General features: G+C 72.1%; 19 protein-coding genes. 15 read left to right on the forward strand and 4 right to left on the reverse strand.

Annotated features, from left to right (window positions below; translation table 11 throughout):
• Nucleotides 1-180 precede the first annotated feature (180 nt).
• Entirely contained in the window at nucleotides 181-1,092 is a 912-nt protein-coding gene (locus ACX27O_RS05420; protein ID WP_247676332.1) for a helix-turn-helix domain-containing protein, read from the reverse strand.
• Between the two features lie 53 nt (nucleotides 1,093-1,145).
• Complete coding sequence (locus ACX27O_RS05425; protein ID WP_210862515.1) at nucleotides 1,146-2,066, reverse strand: cyclase family protein; 921 nt, start codon at nucleotides 2,064-2,066, stop codon at nucleotides 1,146-1,148.
• Nucleotides 2,067-2,461: 395 nt separating this feature from the next.
• Between ACX27O_RS05425 and mfd the strand changes: the two genes are divergently transcribed.
• From mfd to ACX27O_RS05445, 4 genes are all read left to right on the forward strand, one after another.
• Entirely contained in the window at nucleotides 2,462-6,091 is a 3,630-nt protein-coding gene (mfd, locus tag ACX27O_RS05430; protein WP_210866250.1) for a transcription-repair coupling factor, read from the forward strand.
• Nucleotides 6,092-6,154: 63 nt separating this feature from the next.
• Complete coding sequence (locus ACX27O_RS05435; RefSeq protein ID WP_030328805.1) at nucleotides 6,155-6,961, forward strand: hypothetical protein; 807 nt, start codon at nucleotides 6,155-6,157, stop codon at nucleotides 6,959-6,961.
• 2 nt (nucleotides 6,962-6,963) lie between these two features.
• On the forward strand, nucleotides 6,964-7,950 hold the full coding sequence (locus tag ACX27O_RS05440) for a nucleoside triphosphate pyrophosphohydrolase (protein ID WP_358136146.1): 987 nt from the start codon (nucleotides 6,964-6,966) through the stop codon (nucleotides 7,948-7,950).
• A gap of 108 nt (nucleotides 7,951-8,058) precedes the next feature.
• Entirely contained in the window at nucleotides 8,059-9,678 is a 1,620-nt protein-coding gene (locus ACX27O_RS05445) for a DUF885 domain-containing protein (RefSeq protein WP_030328800.1), read from the forward strand.
• A 141-nt stretch (nucleotides 9,679-9,819) separates the two neighbouring features.
• On the opposite strand, the gene ACX27O_RS05450 is transcribed toward ACX27O_RS05445, so the two are convergent.
• Nucleotides 9,820-10,512, reverse strand: a complete 693-nt coding sequence (locus ACX27O_RS05450) for a hypothetical protein (RefSeq protein WP_030328797.1) — start codon at nucleotides 10,510-10,512, stop codon at nucleotides 9,820-9,822.
• A 213-nt stretch (nucleotides 10,513-10,725) separates the two neighbouring features.
• Between ACX27O_RS05450 and eno the strand changes: the two genes are divergently transcribed.
• From eno to ACX27O_RS05470, 4 genes are read left to right on the forward strand one after another with little or no spacing between them, the layout of a single operon-like run.
• Nucleotides 10,726-12,009 carry a phosphopyruvate hydratase gene (eno, locus tag ACX27O_RS05455; RefSeq protein WP_030328795.1) on the forward strand — a complete coding sequence of 428 codons (1,284 nt, stop codon included), beginning with the start codon at nucleotides 10,726-10,728 and terminating at the stop codon, nucleotides 12,007-12,009.
• A gap of 32 nt (nucleotides 12,010-12,041) precedes the next feature.
• On the forward strand, nucleotides 12,042-12,680 hold the full coding sequence (locus tag ACX27O_RS05460; RefSeq protein ID WP_030328793.1) for an FtsB family cell division protein: 639 nt from the start codon (nucleotides 12,042-12,044) through the stop codon (nucleotides 12,678-12,680).
• 44 nt (nucleotides 12,681-12,724) lie between these two features.
• On the forward strand, nucleotides 12,725-13,282 hold the full coding sequence (locus ACX27O_RS05465; protein ID WP_030328791.1) for a DUF501 domain-containing protein: 558 nt from the start codon (nucleotides 12,725-12,727) through the stop codon (nucleotides 13,280-13,282).
• Entirely contained in the window at nucleotides 13,279-13,800 is a 522-nt protein-coding gene (locus tag ACX27O_RS05470) for an amino-acid N-acetyltransferase (protein ID WP_030328789.1), read from the forward strand. Before ACX27O_RS05465 ends, ACX27O_RS05470 begins: the two co-directional genes overlap by 4 nt.
• Here ACX27O_RS05470 and ACX27O_RS05475 read toward each other — a convergent pair whose 3' ends face one another.
• Nucleotides 13,801-14,646 (reverse strand): CE1 family esterase, encoded by an 846-nt coding sequence (locus ACX27O_RS05475; protein WP_458939011.1) that lies wholly within the window; start codon nucleotides 14,644-14,646, stop codon nucleotides 13,801-13,803.
• A 142-nt stretch (nucleotides 14,647-14,788) separates the two neighbouring features.
• On the opposite strand from ACX27O_RS05475, the gene ACX27O_RS05480 reads away from it, so the two are divergent.
• The 7 genes from ACX27O_RS05480 (at nucleotide 14,789) to ACX27O_RS05510 (ending at nucleotide 20,579) form a co-directional block, all read left to right on the forward strand.
• A complete protein-coding gene (locus tag ACX27O_RS05480; RefSeq protein WP_051708185.1) occupies nucleotides 14,789-15,829 on the forward strand; it encodes an ArsR/SmtB family transcription factor in 1,041 nt (346 codons plus the stop codon).
• Between the two features lie 22 nt (nucleotides 15,830-15,851).
• Complete coding sequence (locus ACX27O_RS05485; RefSeq protein WP_210866280.1) at nucleotides 15,852-16,793, forward strand: Ppx/GppA phosphatase family protein; 942 nt, start codon at nucleotides 15,852-15,854, stop codon at nucleotides 16,791-16,793.
• 164 nt (nucleotides 16,794-16,957) lie between these two features.
• Entirely contained in the window at nucleotides 16,958-17,290 is a 333-nt protein-coding gene (locus ACX27O_RS05490) for a PadR family transcriptional regulator (protein ID WP_030328782.1), read from the forward strand.
• Nucleotides 17,287-18,294 (forward strand): HAAS signaling domain-containing protein, encoded by a 1,008-nt coding sequence (locus ACX27O_RS05495; RefSeq protein ID WP_358127664.1) that lies wholly within the window; start codon nucleotides 17,287-17,289, stop codon nucleotides 18,292-18,294. The genes ACX27O_RS05490 and ACX27O_RS05495 overlap by 4 nt, the downstream gene beginning before the upstream one ends.
• A 130-nt stretch (nucleotides 18,295-18,424) precedes the next feature.
• Nucleotides 18,425-18,961: an LppU/SCO3897 family protein gene (locus ACX27O_RS05500; RefSeq protein ID WP_030328778.1), complete on the forward strand. Its 537-nt coding sequence runs from the start codon at nucleotides 18,425-18,427 to the stop codon at nucleotides 18,959-18,961.
• Nucleotides 18,962-19,159: 198 nt separating this feature from the next.
• Nucleotides 19,160-19,846, forward strand: coding sequence for a dienelactone hydrolase family protein (locus ACX27O_RS05505; RefSeq protein ID WP_030328776.1), 687 nt, complete (start codon nucleotides 19,160-19,162; stop codon nucleotides 19,844-19,846).
• Nucleotides 19,839-20,579 carry a uracil-DNA glycosylase gene (locus tag ACX27O_RS05510; RefSeq protein ID WP_458939012.1) on the forward strand — a complete coding sequence of 247 codons (741 nt, stop codon included), beginning with the start codon at nucleotides 19,839-19,841 and terminating at the stop codon, nucleotides 20,577-20,579. The genes ACX27O_RS05505 and ACX27O_RS05510 overlap by 8 nt, the downstream gene beginning before the upstream one ends.
• Nucleotides 20,580-20,581: the final 2 nt, after the last annotated feature.

Genomic DNA, 20,581 nt, shown 5'->3' on the forward strand with positions numbered 1-20,581 from the left:
CTTCAAGACGCGGCGGCCCGACGGCCCGAGGATGGTTCCTGCCGGACCGGACTCCGTCCTGGCGACGGGGGCACGCGGGCCTGTTCGGGGAGGCCCGACGCCCCCGGTCGCACGTGCCCGAGAGGGCGCCGCAGGTCCGCTGACGGGGCCTCCTCGACGGTGTCCGCACCCGCCGACGGGTCAGCCCGACCCGGTCCGGGTCTCGCCCGTGGGGGTGAGCAACCGGCGCAGGCGGGCCGGTGGATGGCCCACCTGCTCCCGGACCACCCGGGTCAGGTGTGCCTGGTCAGCGAACCCGTACTCGGTGGCCAACGCACCGAGCGGACGACCGTCGGGCTCGGCGAGCGTGTCCAGCACCGCCCGTACCCGCAGCCGGTTCCGGTAACTGGTCAGGCTGCTGCCGGTCATCCGGTGGAAGACCCGGCTGAGGTGGTGCGGCGAGCTGCCCACCTCCCGGGCGACCTCGTCCAGGCTGAGCGTGAAACCGGAGTTGGCCAGCACCTCCCGAGCCCGGTCGGCCAACCGCCGGTGGGCGACCAGCGTCGCCGGTCGACGGCGGACCGCCGGGTCGAGCCCCTCGTCCGCGCCGAGCGGGCTGTGCCGCAGCAGGTGGGTCAGGAACCGGTGCAGCCGCTCGGCCATCTCGAACCCGTCCAGCCCGCGCCGGAACTCCGCCACCAGAAGCCGGTGCGCCAGGTCCAGCGCCGCGTCGGAGGATCCGGACCACCCACCCCGGTCCAGCCAACCCTCCGCGTCCGGGCGGGCCGCCAGCACCACCGGGTCGATCTCCAGGCAGGTGTACGAGTCACCGCAGCCGAACGGGTGGGCCACGGCGAGTTCGTCGCCGGGGCGGGTGAGCAGCACCGAGGTGGCGTCGGAGAGCTCGACCCGACCGTTGAGCCGCCGCCGGTACGCCCCGGAACGGCCCAGGATGACCTTGTGCCGGTCCACGACGGTGGACTCCGTCCAGCCGTGGTCCTCCACGATGCACCGCGCCTGGTAGACGAGCAGCCCCTCCGGGTGCCCCAGCACCCGCCACCGGGCGGGTGTGGTGCGGCGACGCGGATCACTGCCGACTCCCTCGGCGGGCATCGTTCCCTCCCCAGACGTGACGGTGGTGGGTCAGGTGTCGCTGGTGTCGGGCCTCACGTGCCAGCGGCGACGACGGCGAAGGCGCGAACGGGGAAGGTGCCCATGCCGGCCACCATCGGCGGGGCCGCCGTGAACCGGAACCCGCTCGGCGGCAACGCGCCCAGGCCGGTCAGGTGCTCCACGATCGGGATGCCGGCGGCGAGCAGTGCGCTGTGCGCGGGGCGTACGCCGGCGGCAGCCGGGCCCATGTCGTCGATGTTGATCGAGTCGATGCCGACCAGCGCCGCCCCAGCCTCGACAAGCGCCTGGGCGGCGTCCCCGGTCAGGTACGGCGCTTCCGGCGCGCCGTACCGCTCGGTGCCGAAGTGCGCATCCCACCCGGTGTGCAGCAACACCGCCCGACCGGCCACCTCGTACGGGGCCAGCATGAGCCGGTCAACCGCGCGGATGCCGGCCGGCACCCGGACCACCACCCCCGGTAGGTCGGCGAGACGGTCCAGCGACACAGCGGTCAGGTCGTCCCGGCCGGCCCATCGGTGGGCGGGCGTGTCCAGGTACGTGCCGGTGTTGGCGATCATGTCGATTCGGGCCACGTGGAACTCGGTGCCCGGGGCGTACCGCTCCCGGGAGGCGGCGAAGGTCAACCAGTCGGTGATCCGGGGGCCCGGCCAACCGGGCAGGGTGGTCATCCCTTCGCTGATCACGTGGCTCAGCTCGACCAGCCTGCGGCCGGACGTCGGCTGATCGACGGCGACGCCCCGGCCGCCCTTGTGCGGTTCCTCGATGATCGTCTTGGCGCTGATCCGAACCTCGGCCACCATCAGTAGCCCGAGGTGCCGGACGAACAACGCCGCCAGGTCGTCGTCGCTGATCTCCCGACCGGGAATGTCCAGTCGGAACCCCTCGGTACGCAGCCCGCCGCCGTTGGCGAAGCTCACCTCCGCGTCGAACTGTGCCCGCCACTGCTCACCCATCCCGAAACCCGACCACGCCAGCCGCGACTTGGTCAAGATCCGCTGCGAGGGCTGGTGGCGCCGGGCGGCGCGGTCCCAAGATCTCGCAATATCCAGGATGTAGTGGCATCGGCGCGTCGCTGAGGCCACTACATCCTGGTTCGAGCACGATCTTCGGCGCGAGGCGCGAGGCGCGAGGCGCGAGGCGCGAGGCGCGAGGCGCGAGGCGCGAGGCGCGAGGCGCGAGGCGCGAGGCGCGAGGCGCGAGGCGCGAGGCGCGAGGCGCGGGGCGGCGTGGACCTGGGCGGAAGGGGGTGACTGTCGGTCGACGGGGCTAGGCTTGTTGTCGTGCACCCCCCGTCCGACTGGACGAGGGGCCGCCGTCGTGTGCGTCGACTCCCCGGGAAGGATTTCCCTTGCTCACCGGTCTGTTTTCCGCCGCCCTGGCCGACCCCGGGCTGGCCCGGGCGCGTGACCTGGCGCGCTCCGGTGCCGCCCAGGTAGACGGCCTCGACATCACCGCCCCGGCGGCGCTGCGCCCGTTCGCCGTCGCGGCGGTCGCCGCCGACAACGACGGGGCCGGGCGCCCGGTGCTCGCGGTGACCGCCACCACCCGGGAGGCCGACGACCTGGCCGCCGCGCTCGGTGGGCTGCTGCCGGCCGAACAGGTAGTGGTCTTCCCCTCCTGGGAGACGCTGCCGCACGAGCGGCTCTCCCCACGCTCGGACACCGTGGGTCGACGGCTGGCCGTGCTGCGCCGCCTCGCGCACCCCGAGTCTGCCGACGCGCACGGCCGGACCGGGCCGCTGCGGGTGGTCGTGGCCCCGGTGCGTTCGCTGCTCCAGCCCCAGCTCAAAGGGCTCGGTGACCTGGAGCCGGTGCAGCTCGCCGCAGGCGAGGAGGCGGACCTGGAAGAGGTCGCCCGCCGGTTGATCGACATGGCGTACGCCCGGGTCGACCTGGTCACCAAGCGCGGCGAGTTCGCGGTACGCGGCGGCATCCTGGACGTCTTCCCGCCCACCGACGAGCACCCGTCCCGGGTCGAGTTCTGGGGCGACGAGGTGGAGGAGATCCGCACCTTCGCCGTCGCCGACCAGCGGACCATCGAACAGGTCCCGCTGCTGTGGGCGCCGCCGTGTCGTGAGCTGCTGCTCACCCCGGCGGTGCGCGACCGGGCCGCCGCGCTCGCCGAGCAGCACCCGGAGTTGGCCGAGATCCTCGACAAGCTGGCCGAGGGAATTCCGGTGGAGGGGATGGAGTCGTTGGCCCCGGTGCTGGTCGGTCCCGACTCGCTGGAGCTGCTGCTGGACGCCATGCCGGTCGGCACCCACGTCCTGCTCTGCGACCCGGAGCGGATCCGCACGAGGGCGCACGACCTGGTGCGTACCTCGGAGGAGTTTTTGCAGGCCAGTTGGGCCGCCGCCGCGGTCGGCGGCCAGGCCCCGGTGGACGTCGGCGCCGCCGCCTTCCGCACCCTCGGCGAGGTACGCGCCGCCGCCGGCAAGCTCGGCCAGCCGTGGTGGACGCTGTCCCCGTTCGGTCTGGTGGAGGGCGAGACGGCCGAGACGCGGCAGCCCTGGGAGGACGCGCCGGAGCAGGCCGCCGTCACCCCGGACGACGCCATCGCGGTGACCCTCTCCGCCCAGCCGGCACCGCTCTATCACGGTGAGACCTCGCGGGTCGTCGAGGACCTCAAGCGTTGGTCCGGCGACGGCTGGTCGATCGCGCTGGTCTTCGAGGGGCACGGCCCCGCCCAACGGGCGGTGGAGGTGCTGCGCGACGCCGGCCTCGGTGCCCGGTTGGTGCAGGAGGTGCCGACCGCGCCCGCCCCCGGCGAGCTGGTGGTCACCTGCGGCGCGCTGGGCAGCGGGTTCGTCGACGAGGCGTCGCGCTTCGTGCTGCTCACCGGCAACGATGTGACAGGCGGTCGGGGCACCTCGACGCGGGACATGCGCAAGATGCCGAGCCGGCGGCGCAACACCATCGACCCGCTGGAGCTCAAGGCCGGCGACTTCGTGGTGCACGAGCAGCACGGCATCGGCCGCTACGTCGAGTTGGTGCAGCGGACCGTCAACGGGGCCAGCCGGGAATACCTGGTCATCGAGTACGCGGCCAGCAAGCGGGGCCAGCCCGGCGACCGGTTGTTCGTCCCCACCGACCAGCTCGACCAGCTCTCCCGCTACGTGGGCGGTGAGCAGCCGACCCTGCACAAGATGGGCGGCTCGGACTGGCAGAAGTCCAAGGCCCGGGCCCGCAAGGCGGTCCGGGAGATCGCCGCGCAGCTCATCCAGCTCTACGCCGCCCGCAAGGCGTCCAAGGGTCACTCGTTCGGCCCGGACACGCCGTGGCAGCGGGAGCTGGAGGACGCCTTCCCGTGGCAGGAGACTCCGGACCAGCTCGCCGCCATCGAGGAGGTCAAGCGGGACATGGAGCAGACCGTCCCGATGGACCGGCTGATCTGCGGCGACGTCGGCTACGGCAAGACCGAGATCGCGGTCCGGGCGGCGTTCAAGGCGGTGCAGGACGGTAAGCAGGTGGCGGTGCTGGTGCCGACCACCCTGCTGGTGCAGCAGCACTACAACACGTTCGCCGAGCGGATGAGCCAGTTCCCGGTCCAGATCCGACAGCTGTCGCGGTTCCAGACGGCGAAGGAGACCGAGCGGACGTTGGAGATGGTCGCCGACGGCACCGTCGACATCGTCATCGGCACCCACCGGCTGCTCCAGACCGCCACCCGCTTCAAGCAGCTGGGCCTGGTGATCGTCGACGAGGAGCAGCGCTTCGGTGTGGAGCACAAGGAGCACCTGAAGACGCTGCGCGCGTCGGTCGACGTGCTGAGCATGTCGGCCACCCCGATCCCGCGCACCCTGGAGATGGCGATCACCGGCATCCGGGAGATGTCCACCATCGCCACGCCACCGGAGGAGCGGCACCCGGTGCTCACCTTCGTCGGCGCGCAGGACGACCGGCAGGTGGCCGCGTCCATCCACCGTGAGCTGCTCCGCGACGGGCAGGTCTTCTACCTGCACAACCGGGTCGAGTCGATCGACCGGGCGGCACGGCGGCTGCGGGAGCTGGTGCCCGAGGCGCGGGTCGCGGTGGCGCACGGCCAGATGGGTGAGGACGCCCTGGAGAAGGTCATGGTCGGCTTCTGGGAGAAGGAGTTCGACGTCCTGGTCTGCACCACGATCGTCGAGTCGGGCATCGACATCCCGAACGCCAACACCCTGATCGTGGAGCGGGCCGACCTGCTCGGCCTGGCCCAGCTGCACCAGATCCGCGGCCGGGTCGGCCGGGGCCGGGAGCGGGCGTACGCCTACTTCCTCTACCCGCCGGAGAAGCCGCTGACCGAGCATGCCCACGAGCGGTTGGCGACCATCGCCCAGCACACCGAGTTGGGTGCCGGCATGTACGTGGCGATGAAGGACCTGGAGATCCGGGGCGCCGGCAACCTGCTCGGTGGCGAGCAGTCCGGCCACATCGAGGGTGTCGGCTTCGACCTGTACGTGCGGATGGTCGGCGAGGCGGTCTCCGCGTTCAAGGGTGAGCGGTCGGAGGAGGAGACCGACGTCAAGATCGACCTGCCGGTCGACGCGCACCTGCCGCACGACTACGTGAGCGTGGAGCGACTGCGTCTGGAGATGTACCGCAAGCTCGCCGAGGCGCGCGACGAGGAGCGACTGGGCGAGGTCATCGCCGAGATGACCGACCGGTACGGCGAGCCGCCGGCCCCGGTGCAGAACCTGGTGGAGGTGGCCCGGTTCCGCCTGTTGGCCCGCCGCTACGGCCTGACCGACGTGTCCATGCAGGGCAAGCACGTCCGCTTCGGGCCGTTGCCGTTGCCGGATTCGAAGCAGATGCGGCTCAAGCGCTACCACCCGGATGCCGTCTACAAGCAGGCCACCGACCAGGTCAGCGTGCCCCGACCGACCACCCGGCGGATCGGCGGCGAGCCGCTGCGGGACCAGGCGCTGCTGCAGTGGTGTGCACAACTGCTCTCCGATGTGCTCGGTGCTCCCGCCCCGCTCGCCGTCGCGGCGGGTTGAGGCGGGTCCGTGGTGTGGTGGGGGCCGTCACAGGCTGGCGGAGGGCATGAGAGAGTGACGGGTATGCGTGCTCGCCGTGTGATCGCCGCCGCCAGCGTCGCGGCCCTGGGTGTCCTCTCCCTCGCTGCCTGCGGCAAGTCCGCACCGAACATCGCCGCTTATGTCGGTGACACCGCCTATTCCGTGGACCGGGTCGACGCGATCTACGACGACGCGCAGACGAAGTACGGTGACGCCGTCCGGCGGGAGGCCGGTCAGGCGGGGGCGACGCCGTCTCCGGAGCAGTTGCGCGCCGCGGTGACCCGTCAGGACGTGGTCAACCTGCTGGTCAGCCTGGACCTCGGCAAGCGGGTGGCGGCGGCGAAGAACATCCAGGTGCCCGACGAGGTCAGCCCACAGCAGCTTGAGCAGAACCTGCGGGTGCCGGCGAGCACCGAGTACGCCAAGCTCTGGGGTGACTGGATCGACCTGCTCCAGGTGCTCAACCAGCAGCTCCCGCCGGCCGAGCTGAGCGACGATTCGCTGATGGCCGTCTACGACGCCCTGACCAAGACCGGGGCGATCGACGCCGGGATGTCGGTGGCCAACGTCCGTCAGGCGTTCGGCGACGGCGGCTTCGTGCGTAGCGCCACCGCCCTCAGCACCGCGCTTGAGGAAGAGGCGCGCCGGGTCGACGTCACGATCAACCCGCGCTACCGGGCGGTGGGCGTGCCGTCGGTGGTGAGCACCGGCCAGTCGCTGGTCTTCTACTCGCTGCCGTACATCAACGAGGCCGGCCCGGTCACTGACATCTCCACCCCGGAGCCGCTGCCGTCGAGCGGCGCGCCGAGCGACGAGGCTCCCGCACCGGAGCAGGGCACGGCCAGCTGAGCATGTCGGCGCGGATCGTCCTGCTGGTCACCTCACCCCGGCTGCCGGCCGGCCTGTTGACCTCCGCGGCCTGGGACGTCGTACGCCAGCACCCGGTGTTGACCGGCTCGGACAGTGAGATGGTCACGGCCGTGCGTCAGGCGGGCGCCGAGGTCACTGTGGTGGACGGCCCGGCCACGCAGCCGTTGCTGGACGCGGTGGCGGCGCACGGCACCGTGGTGTGGTTGGCCGGTCCGACGGGTGACGAGGCGCTGGCCCGGGAGTTGGGCCTGCGGCTGGCCCGGCAACCGGGGTTGGCCGAGATGGAGCTGATGTACGGCTCGTGGGATCCGCCGGGCGCCCGGCTGCTCGACGCGGTGGCCGTGCTGGACCGGCTGGCCTCGCCGGGTGGCGACCCGTGGAAGCGGGCGCAGACGCACCGCAGCCTCGCCGGCTACCTGCTGGAGGAGAGCTACGAGGCGTACGACGCGATCAGCGCCGACGACACCGACGCGCTGCGCGAGGAGTTGGGCGACGTGTTGTTGCAGGTGGTGCTGCACGCGCGGCTCGCCGAGGAGTTGCCCGAGGATGAGCGGTGGTCCATCGACGACGTGGCCGGTGGTCTGGTCGACAAGATGATCCGGCGTAATCCGCACGTCTTCGCCGGTGCCGAGGTGGGCACCCTGGAGGAGATCACCGAGAACTGGGAGCGGATCAAGCGCGCGGAGAAGGCGCGGAGTTCGGTGCTGGACGGCGTGGCCCTGAGTCAGCCCGCGCTGGCTCTGGCGGCGCAGATCCTGGACCGTGCCGCCCGCCGGGGCATCGAGGTTCCGCCGCCGCTGCCCGACGCCCAACCGGACGCCGAAGCGAGGCTGGGAGCCAGCCTGCTGGCCACGGTCGCGGCGGCCCGCGAGGCGGGCCTCGACCCCGAAGCCGCCCTCCGCCGCGCCACCCTGGCCCACGCCGATCTCATCCGCACCGCCGAACCGCCACCGGCAGACCCGCGTTGACCATGAAGTTGTTGCCCCGACACGCCGAGGCGAACGGCAACAACTTCATGATCGACGGAACGGGGCGGAACCGGCCGACCACGGTGGGGCGGTCGGTAGGGTGGGCGGGTGGAAGCGTTTGGGGTGCTGGCTGAGCGGGTCGTCGAGGCGTTGCTGGAGTCGCGGCCGGGGGTCGCCACCGCCGCCGGGGACCACCGGTTCGACGACCGGCTGCCGGACCTGTCCGCCGACGGGTTGACCGCCGACCGGGCGATGCTCTCCGACGCGGCCAACGCGCTGTCCGAACTGGACCCGGACTCCCTCGACGTCGACGAACAGGTCGACCACGCGCTGCTCACCTCATTCGTGGACCGGGAGCTGTTCGAGCTGACCGAGATCCGGTCGCACGAGTGGGATCCGTTGCGGCACAACCCCGGCCCGCTGCTGCACCCGCTGCTGGCCCGCCCGTACGCCCCCGCCGAGGTGCGGCTGACCCAACTGGCCGGGCGGCTCGCCGCCGTACCGGACGCCCTCGCCACCGCCCGCGCGACGCTGCGGGACATGCCGCGGATCCACGCGGAGACGGCCGTCGGGCAGTTCACCGGCACGGCCGCGCTGATCCGCGACGAGCTGCCGGCGCTGCTCGCCCAGGCGCCGAGCCAGCTCGACCGGGTCGAGCCGGCGGCCACCGCCGCGATCGCCGCGCTGGACGAGTTCGTCGCCTGGCTCCGGGCCGGCCTGGCCGCCGATGCCGGTCCCGGCCGTGACCCGCGACTGGGCCGACGTCGCTGGGAGGCGCGGCTCTGGCACACCCTCGACACCGAGCTGGGCGCCGCCGAGATCCAGCGGCGCGCGTGGGCCAACCTGGACCGGGTCACCGCCGAGATCCGTGCGGCGGCCGTCGAGCTGGTCGGCGGGCCGGCCGACGACGCGTCCGTACGGCGGGCGCTGGACCTGCTCGCCGCCGAGCACCCGAACGACGCGACGATCGTCGAGCTGGCCGCTGTGACACTGGACGAGGCCACCGACTTCGTCCGCGCACACGACCTGGTCACCCTGGTCGACGACCGGTGCGTGATCCAGGAGATGCCGGAGTTCGCCAGGGGCGTCGCGGTGGCGTACTGCGACGCGCCCGGCCCGCTGGAGACCGCCGCCGTGCCGACCTTCTACTGCATCGCGCCCACCCCGTCGGACTGGTCGGCGCACCGGGTCGAGTCGTTCTACCGCGAATACAACGACCACATGATCCGCAACCTGACGGTGCACGAGGCGATGCCGGGGCACTTCCTCCAACTCGCCCACGCCCGCCGCTACGTCGGTGGCACCCGGGTCCGCGCGCTGGCCGAGTCCGGCCCGTTCATCGAGGGCTGGGCGGTCTACGCGGAGGAGGTGATGACGGGTCTCGGCTTCGGTGGTCTGCCGGTGCGGTTGCAGCAGCTCAAGATGCAGCTACGGATGACCATCAACGCGTTGCTCGACCAGTTGGTGCACGCCGAGGACCTGCCCGAGGCCGAGGCGATGGCGTTGATGACCGGGCGCGGCTTCCAGGAGGAGGGCGAGGCGGCCGGCAAGTGGCGGCGCGCCCAACTGACCTCGACCCAGCTGTCCACCTACTTCGTCGGCTACAGCGAGGTGGCCGACATCGCCGCCGCCCGCCCGGACGGGGTGTCGGTCCGCGACTGGCACGACGCGATGCTCGCCCACGACTGCCCGCCCCCGCGCCACCTGCGCACCCTGCTCGGTCTCTGAGCAGGGCCGCCGCGCGGGCTCGGCGCCGCCGTCGGTCACCGTCGCGTCGATGTGCCGGCGCGAGATGGCGTACGCGGGCAGCAGTTGCGCCGGACGCGGGCCCGCCGGGCGGTGCGCCCGACCTGGGCTCGGCCGGCTCGGTCAGGAGCCGCCGGGGCGGCGGTCGACGACGCCGGCACCGGCGGGCGGCTCGAACGCGTCCTCGTCGACGGTCGCGGAGTAGTCGCTCAACGCCAGCTCCACCGGCTTGCCGTCGACCGGCCCGGTGAAGCTGCCGAGCACGCCCTCGGTGGTCACGCAGGCGGTGAAGTCGCCGGACGAGCTCTCCACCGCCACGCAGGCGGCGTGGTGCCCGGCGACCGTGGTGTCGCTCTGCTTGATGACCGCCTGCGGGTCGAGCGCGGCGGCGGTGAGCAGGCCGACCACCACCGGCGGCGTGACGAGGCCCTGCCGGTTGGCCTCGCCGAACAGCGTCACGGTGGGCTTGCTGCCCGGGGTCGGCGGGGCGACCAGCGTGCACTCCGGGCGGGTGCCGGTTGTCGTGCACCGGGTGATGGCGTCCGGGGTGACGGTGAGTTGCCCGCCCGGGTAGGTGTACGTGGATCGCGCCGGGTCCTGTGCCTGCACGATCGCGGCGCGCTGGCCGCCGGGCAACTGGTAGGTGGCCGAGTAGGTCAACTCCAGTGCCCGGTCGAGCCGGGCGGCGAGATCGTTGACGAGTTCCGAGCGGCCCATGGCGACTCCGGCGTCCTCGAATGTCTGACAGCCGGTGACCGTGAGCGACGCGATGACCGACACGGCGAGCATGCGGAGGGTGGTCGAGGCGGCGGGCATGGCGACCAGCCTGGTGGATTTGGTCCGTGCAGCGCAAACCCGTTGCCGGTTGACGCCCGGAAATCCGGGAATGTCCGTCAACGCGGGGTGACCCGGGTGCGCGGGCGACGCCGTGCCCGTTCGCGCCGCCCGATACGCTGCGTTCAACACCTGCCTCAGCCGCACCGTCGCGGCCCACCCACGGACCGGATAACAACAACGAGGAGCGACTTAGTGGCAACCATCGAGGGAATCGTCGCCCGGGAGATTCTCGACTCGCGGGGCAACCCGACGGTCGAGGTCGAGGTCGGTCTGGACGACGGCACGGTAGCCCGCGCCGCCGTGCCCTCCGGCGCCTCCACCGGCGCCTTCGAGGCGATCGAGCTGCGCGACGGTGACGCCGACCGCTACCAGGGCAAGGGCGTGGAGAAGGCGGTCTCCAACGTCGAAGACAAGATCGTCGACCAGATCATCGGGTACGAGGCCAGCGAGCAGCGGCTGATCGACCAGAAGATGCTCGACATCGACGGCACCGACAGCAAGTCGGAGCTGGGCGCGAACGCCATCCTGGGGGTCTCCCTGGCGGTGGCGAAGGCCGCTGCCGGCAGCGCCGAGCTGAGCCTCTTCCGCTACCTGGGCGGCCCGAACGCGCACCTCCTGCCCGTGCCGATGATGAACATCCTCAACGGTGGCGCGCACGCCGACTCGAACGTTGACATCCAGGAGTTCATGATCGCGCCGATCGGCGCGCCCACGTTCCGGGAGGCGCTGCGCTCGGGCGCGGAGGTCTACCACGCGCTGAAGTCGGTGCTGAAGAAGAAGGGCCTCTCCACCGGGCTCGGCGACGAGGGTGGCTTCGCGCCGAACCTGCCGACGAACGCGGCGGCCCTGGACCTGATCGCCGAGGCGGTCGAGAAGGCCGGTTACCGGCTCGGCACCGACATCGTGTTCGCGCTCGACGTGGCGGCCACGGAGTTCTTCGACAACGGCACCTACACCTTCGAGGGCGCCGCGAAGTCCGCCGAGGAGATGAGCACCTACTACACGAAGCTGGCCGACGAGTACCCGATCGTGTCGATCGAGGACCCGCTGGCCGAGGACGACTGGAGCGGTTGGCAGACGCTGACCGCCTCGATCGGTGACCGGGTGCAGATCGTCGGCGACGACCTGTTCGTGACCAACCCGCAGCGCATCGCCCGCGGCATCGCGGAGAAGGCGGCGAACGCGGTTCTCGTCAAGGTCAACCAGATCGGTTCGCTGACCGAGACCCTGGACGCGGTGGACCTGGCCCACCGGGCCGGCTTCAAGTGCATGATGAGCCACCGTTCCGGCGAGACCGAGGACACCACCATCGCCGACCTGGCGGTGGCCACCGGCTGCGGCCAGATCAAGACCGGCGCGCCGGCCCGTTCGGACCGGGTCGCCAAGTACAACCAGCTGCTCCGGATCGAGGAGGAGCTGGCTGACGCGGCGCGCTACGCCGGCGCTGGCGCGTTCCCGCGCTACCGTTCGGCCTGAGACGCACGAAGCCTCGGGGGAGGGGTGTGACGATGCAGCAGCGCCGCACACCGGGTGGTCAGCGTCCCGCTCGCCGGCCGGGTCAGTCCGGCCGGCCGGGCGGCGGGCGCGCCACGCGGGGATCGGTCCGGGAGGCCGGCGTACGCGCCGAGCCGCGCGCCGCCGGTCGCGCGCCGGGTGCTGCCCGGGGCGCCGAGGGCGTGCGCTCCGCGAACCGTCCGGCAGCCGCTCGGCGTACCGCCGCCGGCGGTGCCGTGAAGCGGCTCGCCGCACCCCACCCCCGTGGCTTCACCGGTCGGGCCACGGTGCTGTTCGCGGTCCTGATCGCGCTCGCGCTGGCCTACACCTACCCGGTCCGGGTCTACCTGGACCAGCAGGCCGACATCGAGCGGATGGAGGCCGCCCAGGCGGCACAGGAGGCGGAGATCGCCAAGCTCGCCGCCGAGGCCGCCAACTGGAAGGACCCCGAGTACATCAAGACGCAGGCTCGGGAACGGTTCTTCATGGGCCGGCCGGGCGAGAAGATGATGGTGGTGCTGCACGACCCGGAGGGCGCCGCCCGGGACGCCGGGAAGCCGGCCGGCTCGGCCGCCCCGGCCGGGCCGGTGACCTGGTACGACACGCTCTGGTCGAGCGTGCAGGCGGCGGACAGCCAGCAGCCGGGCAAGTGAGCCACCGACCCACCGCACCGCACCGCACCAGGAGAGATGGCACCGTGACTGTCGTACCACCGTCGGAGCCGGCGGCGGATTCCGTACCCCTGCCGCAGCGTGAGCCGGCCACCGAGGCCGACCTGGCCGCGGTGGCCGCGCAGCTGGGCCGGACGCCCCGCGGCACCCGGGCGGTCGCCCACCGGTGCCCGTGCGGCCTGCCGGACGTGGTGGAGACGACCCCCCGCCTCTCCGACGGCACCCCGTTCCCGACCCTCTACTACCTGACCTGCCCCCGGGCCACCGCGGCGTGCAGCCGACTGGAGTCGGCGGGGCTGATGAAGGAGATGGCGGACCGGCTGACGACGGACCCGGAGTTGGCGGCCCACTACCGTGCGGCGCACGAGGACTACCTCACCCGCCGGGAGGCGATCGGCGAGGTGCCGGAGATCGCCGGCATCTCGGCCGGCGGGATGCCGGGCCGGGTGAAGTGCCTGCACGTGCACCTGGGCCACGCGTTGGGCGCCGGCCCCGGGGTGAACCCGTTCGGCGACGAGACGTTGGAGCTGGTCGAGCCCTGGTGGTCGACGGGGCCGTGCGTGGACGTGCCGGCGGGCGAATGAGCACGCCGACTGCGGATCAGATCACGGTACGGCGGGCGCGCACCGGGGATGTGCGGGGCATCCGGCGACTCGTCGACACCTACACCGACGACCGGCGGCTGCTGAGCAAGGCCACCGTCACCCTCTTCGAGGACGTGCAGGAGTTCCGGGTCGCGGTCCGGGCCGAGGACGACGTCGTGGTGGGCTGCGGGGCGCTGCACGTCATGTGGGAGGACCTGGCGGAGATCCGCACGGTGGCGGTGGACCCGTCCTGCCGGGGCCGGCGGATCGGTCACCGGCTGGTCGGTGAGCTGATCGACGCGGCCCGGGAGTTGGGCGTGGCCCGCATCTTCGTGCTCACCTTCGAGACCCGGTTCTTCGCCTCGTTCGGCTTCCGCGAGATCGACGGCGCGCCGGTGCCGCAGCCGGTCTACGAGCAGCTGCTGCGGTCGTACGACGAGGGTGTCGCGGAGTTCCTCGACCTGGAGCGGGTCAAGCCGAACACGCTGGGCAACACCCGGATGCTGCTGCGCCTGTGATCAGCCCTTGCGGGGGTGGGCGGCGAAGAAGTCCCACATCAGGTCGGTGGCGGACAGCCCCGCGGAGGTCGCGGCGAGTTGGCCCGCTGTCGCGCCCGGCCAACTGTGACCCATGTCGGCGAGGGTGTAGACGCTGACCTCGCTGCCGTCCGCGCAGCCCGCCACCGTGTGTGTCACGCCCGGCACCCCGGCTGCCTTCGGGCTCGGCCGGCAGTTGAGCCGCTGCTGCCAGGTCCGTATCCCGGTCTGGAAGATCGTGGCGTACCGGTCCTGACCGCCGATGAAGGTGATCACGGAGACCGGGCTCTTCGGCACGTAGCTGTCGGCCGTGGTCAACTCCCCGCTGTAGCCACCGCTGACCACCCCGATCGCGGCGAAGGTGCCGGTGCTCTCCACCGCCGCCCGGAAGCTCATGTCGCCGCCGTTCGAGATGCCGGTGAGGAACACCCGGTTCGGGTCCGCGTGCCAGGTCTGCACCAGATGGTCGGTGAGGGCGTCGAGGAAGCCGACGTCGTCGGCGCTGCCGCAGCAGATCAGAGCGTTGAAACCGCCGCCCTGCCCGTCGGGGTAGGCGACCAGCACGTTGTCCTTGTCGGCCCTGGCGTCCAGGCCCGCCAGCTCCCGCATCGCGGAGCCGGTGCCGGGATAGAAGTGCAGCGCGATGACCAGTGCGGGTGACCGGGTCGGGTCGTACCCTGCCGGCGCGTGCAGCAGGTAGGTGCGGTCGAGCCCGTTGTGTTTCAGGGTGAGCTGGTGGTCGCCGGCCGCCGGTCGTTCGCTCGACGCGGACGGCGCGGCTGGCGGGGCCGACGAGGGTTGCCCCCGCTCACTACAGGCTGCGGCCACGATCAGGAGGCAAAGCCCCGTCAACACCGCCACCGATCGCCGCACGCCGGTCACCCCCCGTCGACCCCGCCGTCCACACTGGAGATCCTTCGGCCGGTAAACAACCCTTTCGGTCCTGGCCGAAGGCGGGCAGGCTGGTGTCATGCTTCGCCTCCAGCTCGGGTCGGCCGACCTGTGCCGGGTGCGGTTCGCCGACCGGCTCCACCCGGTCGCGAACGCGCTGCTGGCCGGTCAGTGGCTGCGCGATCCCACTGTCGCGGCGCTGGCGCCGGCGCTGGCCGAGCGGGCGGTGGCGGCCGAGGGCACGCCTGCCGCCCAGGCTGCCACCGCGATCCTGCGGCACCTGCTGCCCGGCCAGGGGCGTCTGCCGGACTTCGTCACGCCCTTCGCCGGTCTGGAATCGGTGGAGGCCGGCCTGGAGGCGATTCGGGCCACCCCGGCACGGCGGGTCCGCGCCGAGGTCACCATGGCGTACGCGGACACGCCGGTCAGCCCGCTGCGGCGGCGGTTCGCGGCGGCCGACCCGGAGGTGCTGGACCTGTTCGGCGGGGCCGTGCGGGCCTGGTTCGACGCGGTCCTCGAACCGCACTGGGCCGAGCTGACGTCCGCGTACCGCCAGCAGGTGGCGGCTGCCAGTCAGCGGCTGGCGCAGCATGGCCTGGCCCGCCTCTTCTCGGGTCTGCACCCGGGGATCCGGTGGCGGGAGCCGGTGCTGGAGGTACACACGTGGTGGGACGGTGATCTCCCCGGCACCGGCCACGGGCTGATCCTGCTGCCCTCCCCGCTGGCCGGGCCACGGCCCCGGGTGCTGCTCCAGCAGGGTCATCCGATCCTGCTCGTCTATCCGGTGGTCATGCCCACGCTCGGGGCCTCCGCCGCCGCCGATTCCCTCGGTCGGCTGCTCGGCGTCACCCGGGCGCTGGTGCTGCGCCGGCTGGCGGCCGACGGCGGGTTGACCACCACCGTGTTGTCCCGGTCGGTCGGGATCAGTCTCTCCTCGGCCTCGGAGCACGCCCACGCCCTGCGGACCGCCGGTCTGGTGGCCAGCGTGCGCGAGGGCGGGGCCGTCCGACATCACCTGACCGCGCTGGGGGCGAGCTTGTTACGGGGCCCGTCGGGCGACGCGGGCGAGTCGGTGCCCACGGCCGGCCAAGCCGCCAGGTGGCCGCCCGTCCTGCCGTAAGGTTGCTGCCGTGACGACGCGTGTGGCGGCCATCGACTGCGGGACCAACTCGATCCGACTGCTGGTCGCCGACCTGCCCGACGCGTCGGCCGGGCCGCAGGCGCCGCTTGTCGACCTGACCCGGCGGATGGAGATCGTCCGGCTGGGGCAGGGCGTGGACCGCACCGGTCGACTGGCGCCGGAGGCGATCGAGCGGACCCGGATGGCGTTGGCGTCGTACGCCGCCGACATCGAGAAGCTGGGCGCCCAGCGGGTGCGGATGTGTGCCACCTCGGCCTCCCGCGATGCCGCCAACGCCGCTGACTTCACCGAGATGGTGCGGGCCACCCTCGGTGTCGAGCCCGAGGTGGTCAGCGGCGACGAGGAGGCCCGGTTGTCGTTCACCGGCGCGGTGCGTGGGTTGCCCGCCGACGCGAAGGAGCCGTTCCTGGTCGTCGACATCGGTGGTGGTTCCACCGAGTTCGTGGTCGGCGGCCGGGCCGACGGGGTGCGTGCGGCGATCTCGGTCGACATCGGCTGCGTCCGGATGACCGAGCGGCACCTGCCCGGTGACCCGCCGACGCCCGAGCAGGTAGCGGCGGCGCAGGCCGACATCGCGGCAGTGGTGGACCGGGCGCTCGCCGTGGTGCCCGGTCGCGAGGCGGCCACCCTGGTCGGCCTCGCCGGGTCGGTCACCACTGTGGTCGCGCTCGCGCAGGGCCTGCGGGAGTACGACCCGGAGCGCATCCACCACGCCCGGGTGTCGTACGAGGAGGTCGCCCGGGTGACCGCTGAGCTGCTGGGTCAGACCCGCGAGCAGCGGTTGGCGAACCCGGTGATGCACCCGGGCCGGGCCGACGTGATCGGTGCGGGCGCGCTGGTGCTTCGGGTGATCATGGAGCGGGCCGGGATGCCGTCGGTGGTGGCATCCGAGCACGACATCCTCGACGGCATCGCCTGGAGCCTCCAGCCGGCCACGCGCTAGCCGGCTCGATCAACTCGCCTTCCTTGAAGTCGCGGTATCCGTGTGCCTCGGATGCCTCGACTTCCTGAAAACCGAGTCGATCAACCTTCCGCGCGCCTGACCGGCTCGGCGTGTTGAGGCGGATTCGTTGACGCTATTACGCATTGCACAGTAGTGTGCAATGCGTGGACACCACACAGCTGCTGAAGGGCGTGCTCGACATGGCCGTCCTGGCTGTTCTCCGGGAGGAGGACGGCTACGGTTACGACATCCTGCGCCGGTTGCGCGAGGCCGGCCTGGAGGAGGTCGGCGACGCCTCGGTCTACGGGACGCTGCGTCGCCTCTTCGCCGCCGGCCTGCTCACCACCTATGTGGTGCCGAGCGAATCCGGGCCGCACCGCAAGTACTACTCACTCAACGCCGCGGGGCGCGACCAACTGACCCGCTCCGGCAAGCTCTGGCGCTCGTTCGCCACCACCATGGACAGTCTGCTCGACGATCGGGGGATGGCGGCATGACCGTCACGGAGCAGGAGATCACCGACTACGTGGCGCGGGTCCGGGCCGCTCTGGCCGACCTGCCGACCGCGCAACGCGACGAGCTGACCGAGGACCTCGCCGACCACCTCACCGAGGTCGCCGCCGAGGCCGAGGGCACCCTTCTCGAGCGACTGGGCGAGCCCGAGACGTACGCCGCCGAGCTGCGCGCCGCGGCCGGCGCCGCGCCGGGCGGCGGGCGCAATCTCGACCAGCGGGTGGCCACCGCGATGGCCCGGGTCCGCGGCCGGCTGCGCACCCTGGACACCCGTCTCGGCCCACCCCTGGGGTACGCGACGGCCAGCGACTTCCTCCACCTGCTGCGCCCCGGCTGGTGGGTGCTCCGGGGCTACCTGGCAGCGATGCTGGTCACCGTGATCAGCACCGGCGGCAGCTTCGGGTTGCTGCCGAGGTTCGGCGGTGAGTTGCTCGCCGGCATGATCATGCTGATCGGTTTCGTGGTCGCCTCCATCTGGATCGGCCGCCGCTCGGCTCAGCTGACCCGCTGGCCGCGCTCGGCCGTGCAGGTCGGCAGCGTGGTGCTGGTGATCTTCGCGTTCGCCGCGCTGATGCAGGCCGAGGACCGGATGCGCTACGGCGACTACGGCTACGACCAGACCTCGGTCGACAGCCAGTACGACCGGGTCCGGGACGTCTTCGTCTACGACAGCGAGGGCCGACTGGTGGAGAACGCCCGACTCTTCGACCAGAACGGCAATCCGATCCGGCTCGGCTACCCGGACTGCTCGGAAGAGGTCTATGACAAGCCGAACCTGCGGGCGTACCCGTACTGCCCGGAGCAGGCGCCCTTCGTGCCCCGCGCGCCCGGCGCACCCCTCCCGCGCGGTTCAGCGACCAGCACCCCGGACCCGACCAGCACCCCGGACCCGAGCGGCACACCCGGGCCGACCGGGACGCCGCCGCCAGACGGTACGCCCACCGCAGTGCCGCCGAGCGGGACACCAACCCCCACCCCGACCCGGTGAACCGAGGTGTGAACTGGATCATGCGGGTGAAGCTGGGAAATAGCTGAACGGACGAGGCGAGCGGGACGGCACCGAAAATCAATGATCGTTACGGTGTCGTCTGCTCATCAACCCCTCGGAAGGAACCCCCGTGTCAGAGCAGGTCGCACCGCCCCCCGCGTCCGACGCCGCAACCCCTGAGCCGGCCGTCGAGACGCCGCAAGCGGCCGCGCCGCAGCAACCCGCTGGCGAGTCGCCGCAGGCGACCGAGCCGCAGCCAGCCGAGCCGAAGGCGGAGAAGTCCGGTGGTAGGAAGGTCCTCGGCATCGTCGGTGCGGTCCTTGCCGTCGTCGTCATCGCCGGCCTGAAGTTCGGCGTCGCCTCGGCGATCGGCAACTACTTCAACAAGGACGAGACCGCGGACGCCAAGACCGGCGACTGCATCGCCGAGCTGCCCGAGATCACCGGCACCGAGCAGGAGGAGGTCGACGGCGCCAAGGTCGTCGAGTGCACCTCCACCGACGCGGCGTACAACGTGGTCGGTCGGGTGGACGGCCAGAGCGAGGCTCAGGCCAAGGCCGACACCACCTGCACCCAGTTCTTCAAGGAGGGCGAGGAGGGGTACATCTTCTCCAGCATCGAGCCGGGCAAGACGGGCTACGTGCTCTGCCTGACCAAGAAGGTCTGACCGGAGCGGCGGACCGGTGTCGACGGCGGCGGGAGACATCCCGCCGCCGTCGGCGTACCCGGAGTCACCAGGGGGCGAACAGGAGGTGAATGCCACTGTTCCGGCGTCTTCCCGACGGCCGCGTGGCGTGGCAGGCTACCGGCACGTAGGACCACTGGGCGACCAGCCAACGATGACTGACCGCTAGGAGGACGGCCCATGGGCGAAATGGTGAGCTACCGCAGCAACGGGGGCACGAGCGAGGGGTATCTCGCGATACCCGCCAGCGGCACGGCCAGCCCCGCCGTCATCGTCATTCAGGAATGGTGGGGTCTGGTCCCGCACATCCGGTCGGTGGCCGACCGGTTCGCCGAGGCCGGTTTCGTGGCCCTCGCCCCGGACTTCTACCACGGTGAGACGACCAGCGAGCCGGACGAGGCGCAGCGGCTGCTGCTGGCGATGCGGATGGACGAGGCGGCGAAGGACATCGCCGGAGCGGCCGACTATCTCGCCGGGCGGCCCGAGGTCACCGGTAAGGTCGGTGCCGTGGGCTTCTGCGCCGGTGGCAGCCTGGCCCTCTGGTCGGCCACCATCTCCGAGCGGATCGTCGCCACCGCCGGGTTCTATCCCGTGCTGCCCTGGGAGTCGATGCGCCCCGACTGGGCCGACTACGCCGGCAAGGCAGCGGTCATCCACTGCTCCGAAGAGGACGGCACCTCGACCGCCGAGGGCGTACAGACCGCCCGTCGGGCCATCGAGGAGGCCGGCGGTGACTGCCACCTCTACGACTACCCGGGCACCTCGCACGCCTTCTTCAACGACGACCGGCCGGAGGCGTTCGACCAGCGCGCCGCCGCCAGCGCCTGGGCCCGCACCCTGGAACTCTTCCGGGCCAAGCTTGGCTGAGACGCGTACCCCCGAACAGGTGGTCGCCCGCGCAGCGCGGGCGACCGACCTGGCCGACCTCGACGCGGCGGTGAGCGACTGTTTCGCCTGTCCACGGCTGGTCCGGTGGCGGGAGGAGGTCGCCCGCACCCGCCGGGCCGCCTTCCGCGACCAGGAGTACTGGGGTCGGCCGGTGCCGGGCTTCGGCACCTCGGACGCGCGGATCGCGATCCTCGGGTTGGCGCCCGCCGCGCACGGTGGCAACCGCACCGGCCGGATCTTCACCGGTGACCGGTCGGGTGACGTGCTGTTCGCCGCGCTGCACCGGGCCGGGCTGGCCAACCAGCCGACGAGTGTGGCCGCCGACGACGGGCTCGCCCTGCGGGACCTGCGGGTCTTCTCGGCCGTCCGGTGTGCGCCACCGGACAACAAGCCGACCCCGGCGGAACGGGACATCTGCGCGCCCTGGCTGCACCGTGAGGTCGCGTTGATCCAGCCCACGCTGCGGGTCGTGGTCGCGCTGGGCGCGTTCGCCTGGGCCGCGTGGTGGCCGGTGCTCCGCGCGGTGTACGGGCAGCGCCCGCCCAGCCCGCGACCGGCGTTCGGTCATGGGGCACACTGGTCCGGCACGGACGCCCCGGACTTGCTGGGCTGTTACCACGTCAGTCAGCAGAACACCTTCACCGGGCGGTTGACACCAGGGATGTTGGACGACGTCTTCGGCCAGGCTAAACAGCTGGCCGGAGTGGACTGAGA

This window comes from Micromonospora sp. SD19, from assembly GCF_054462275.1.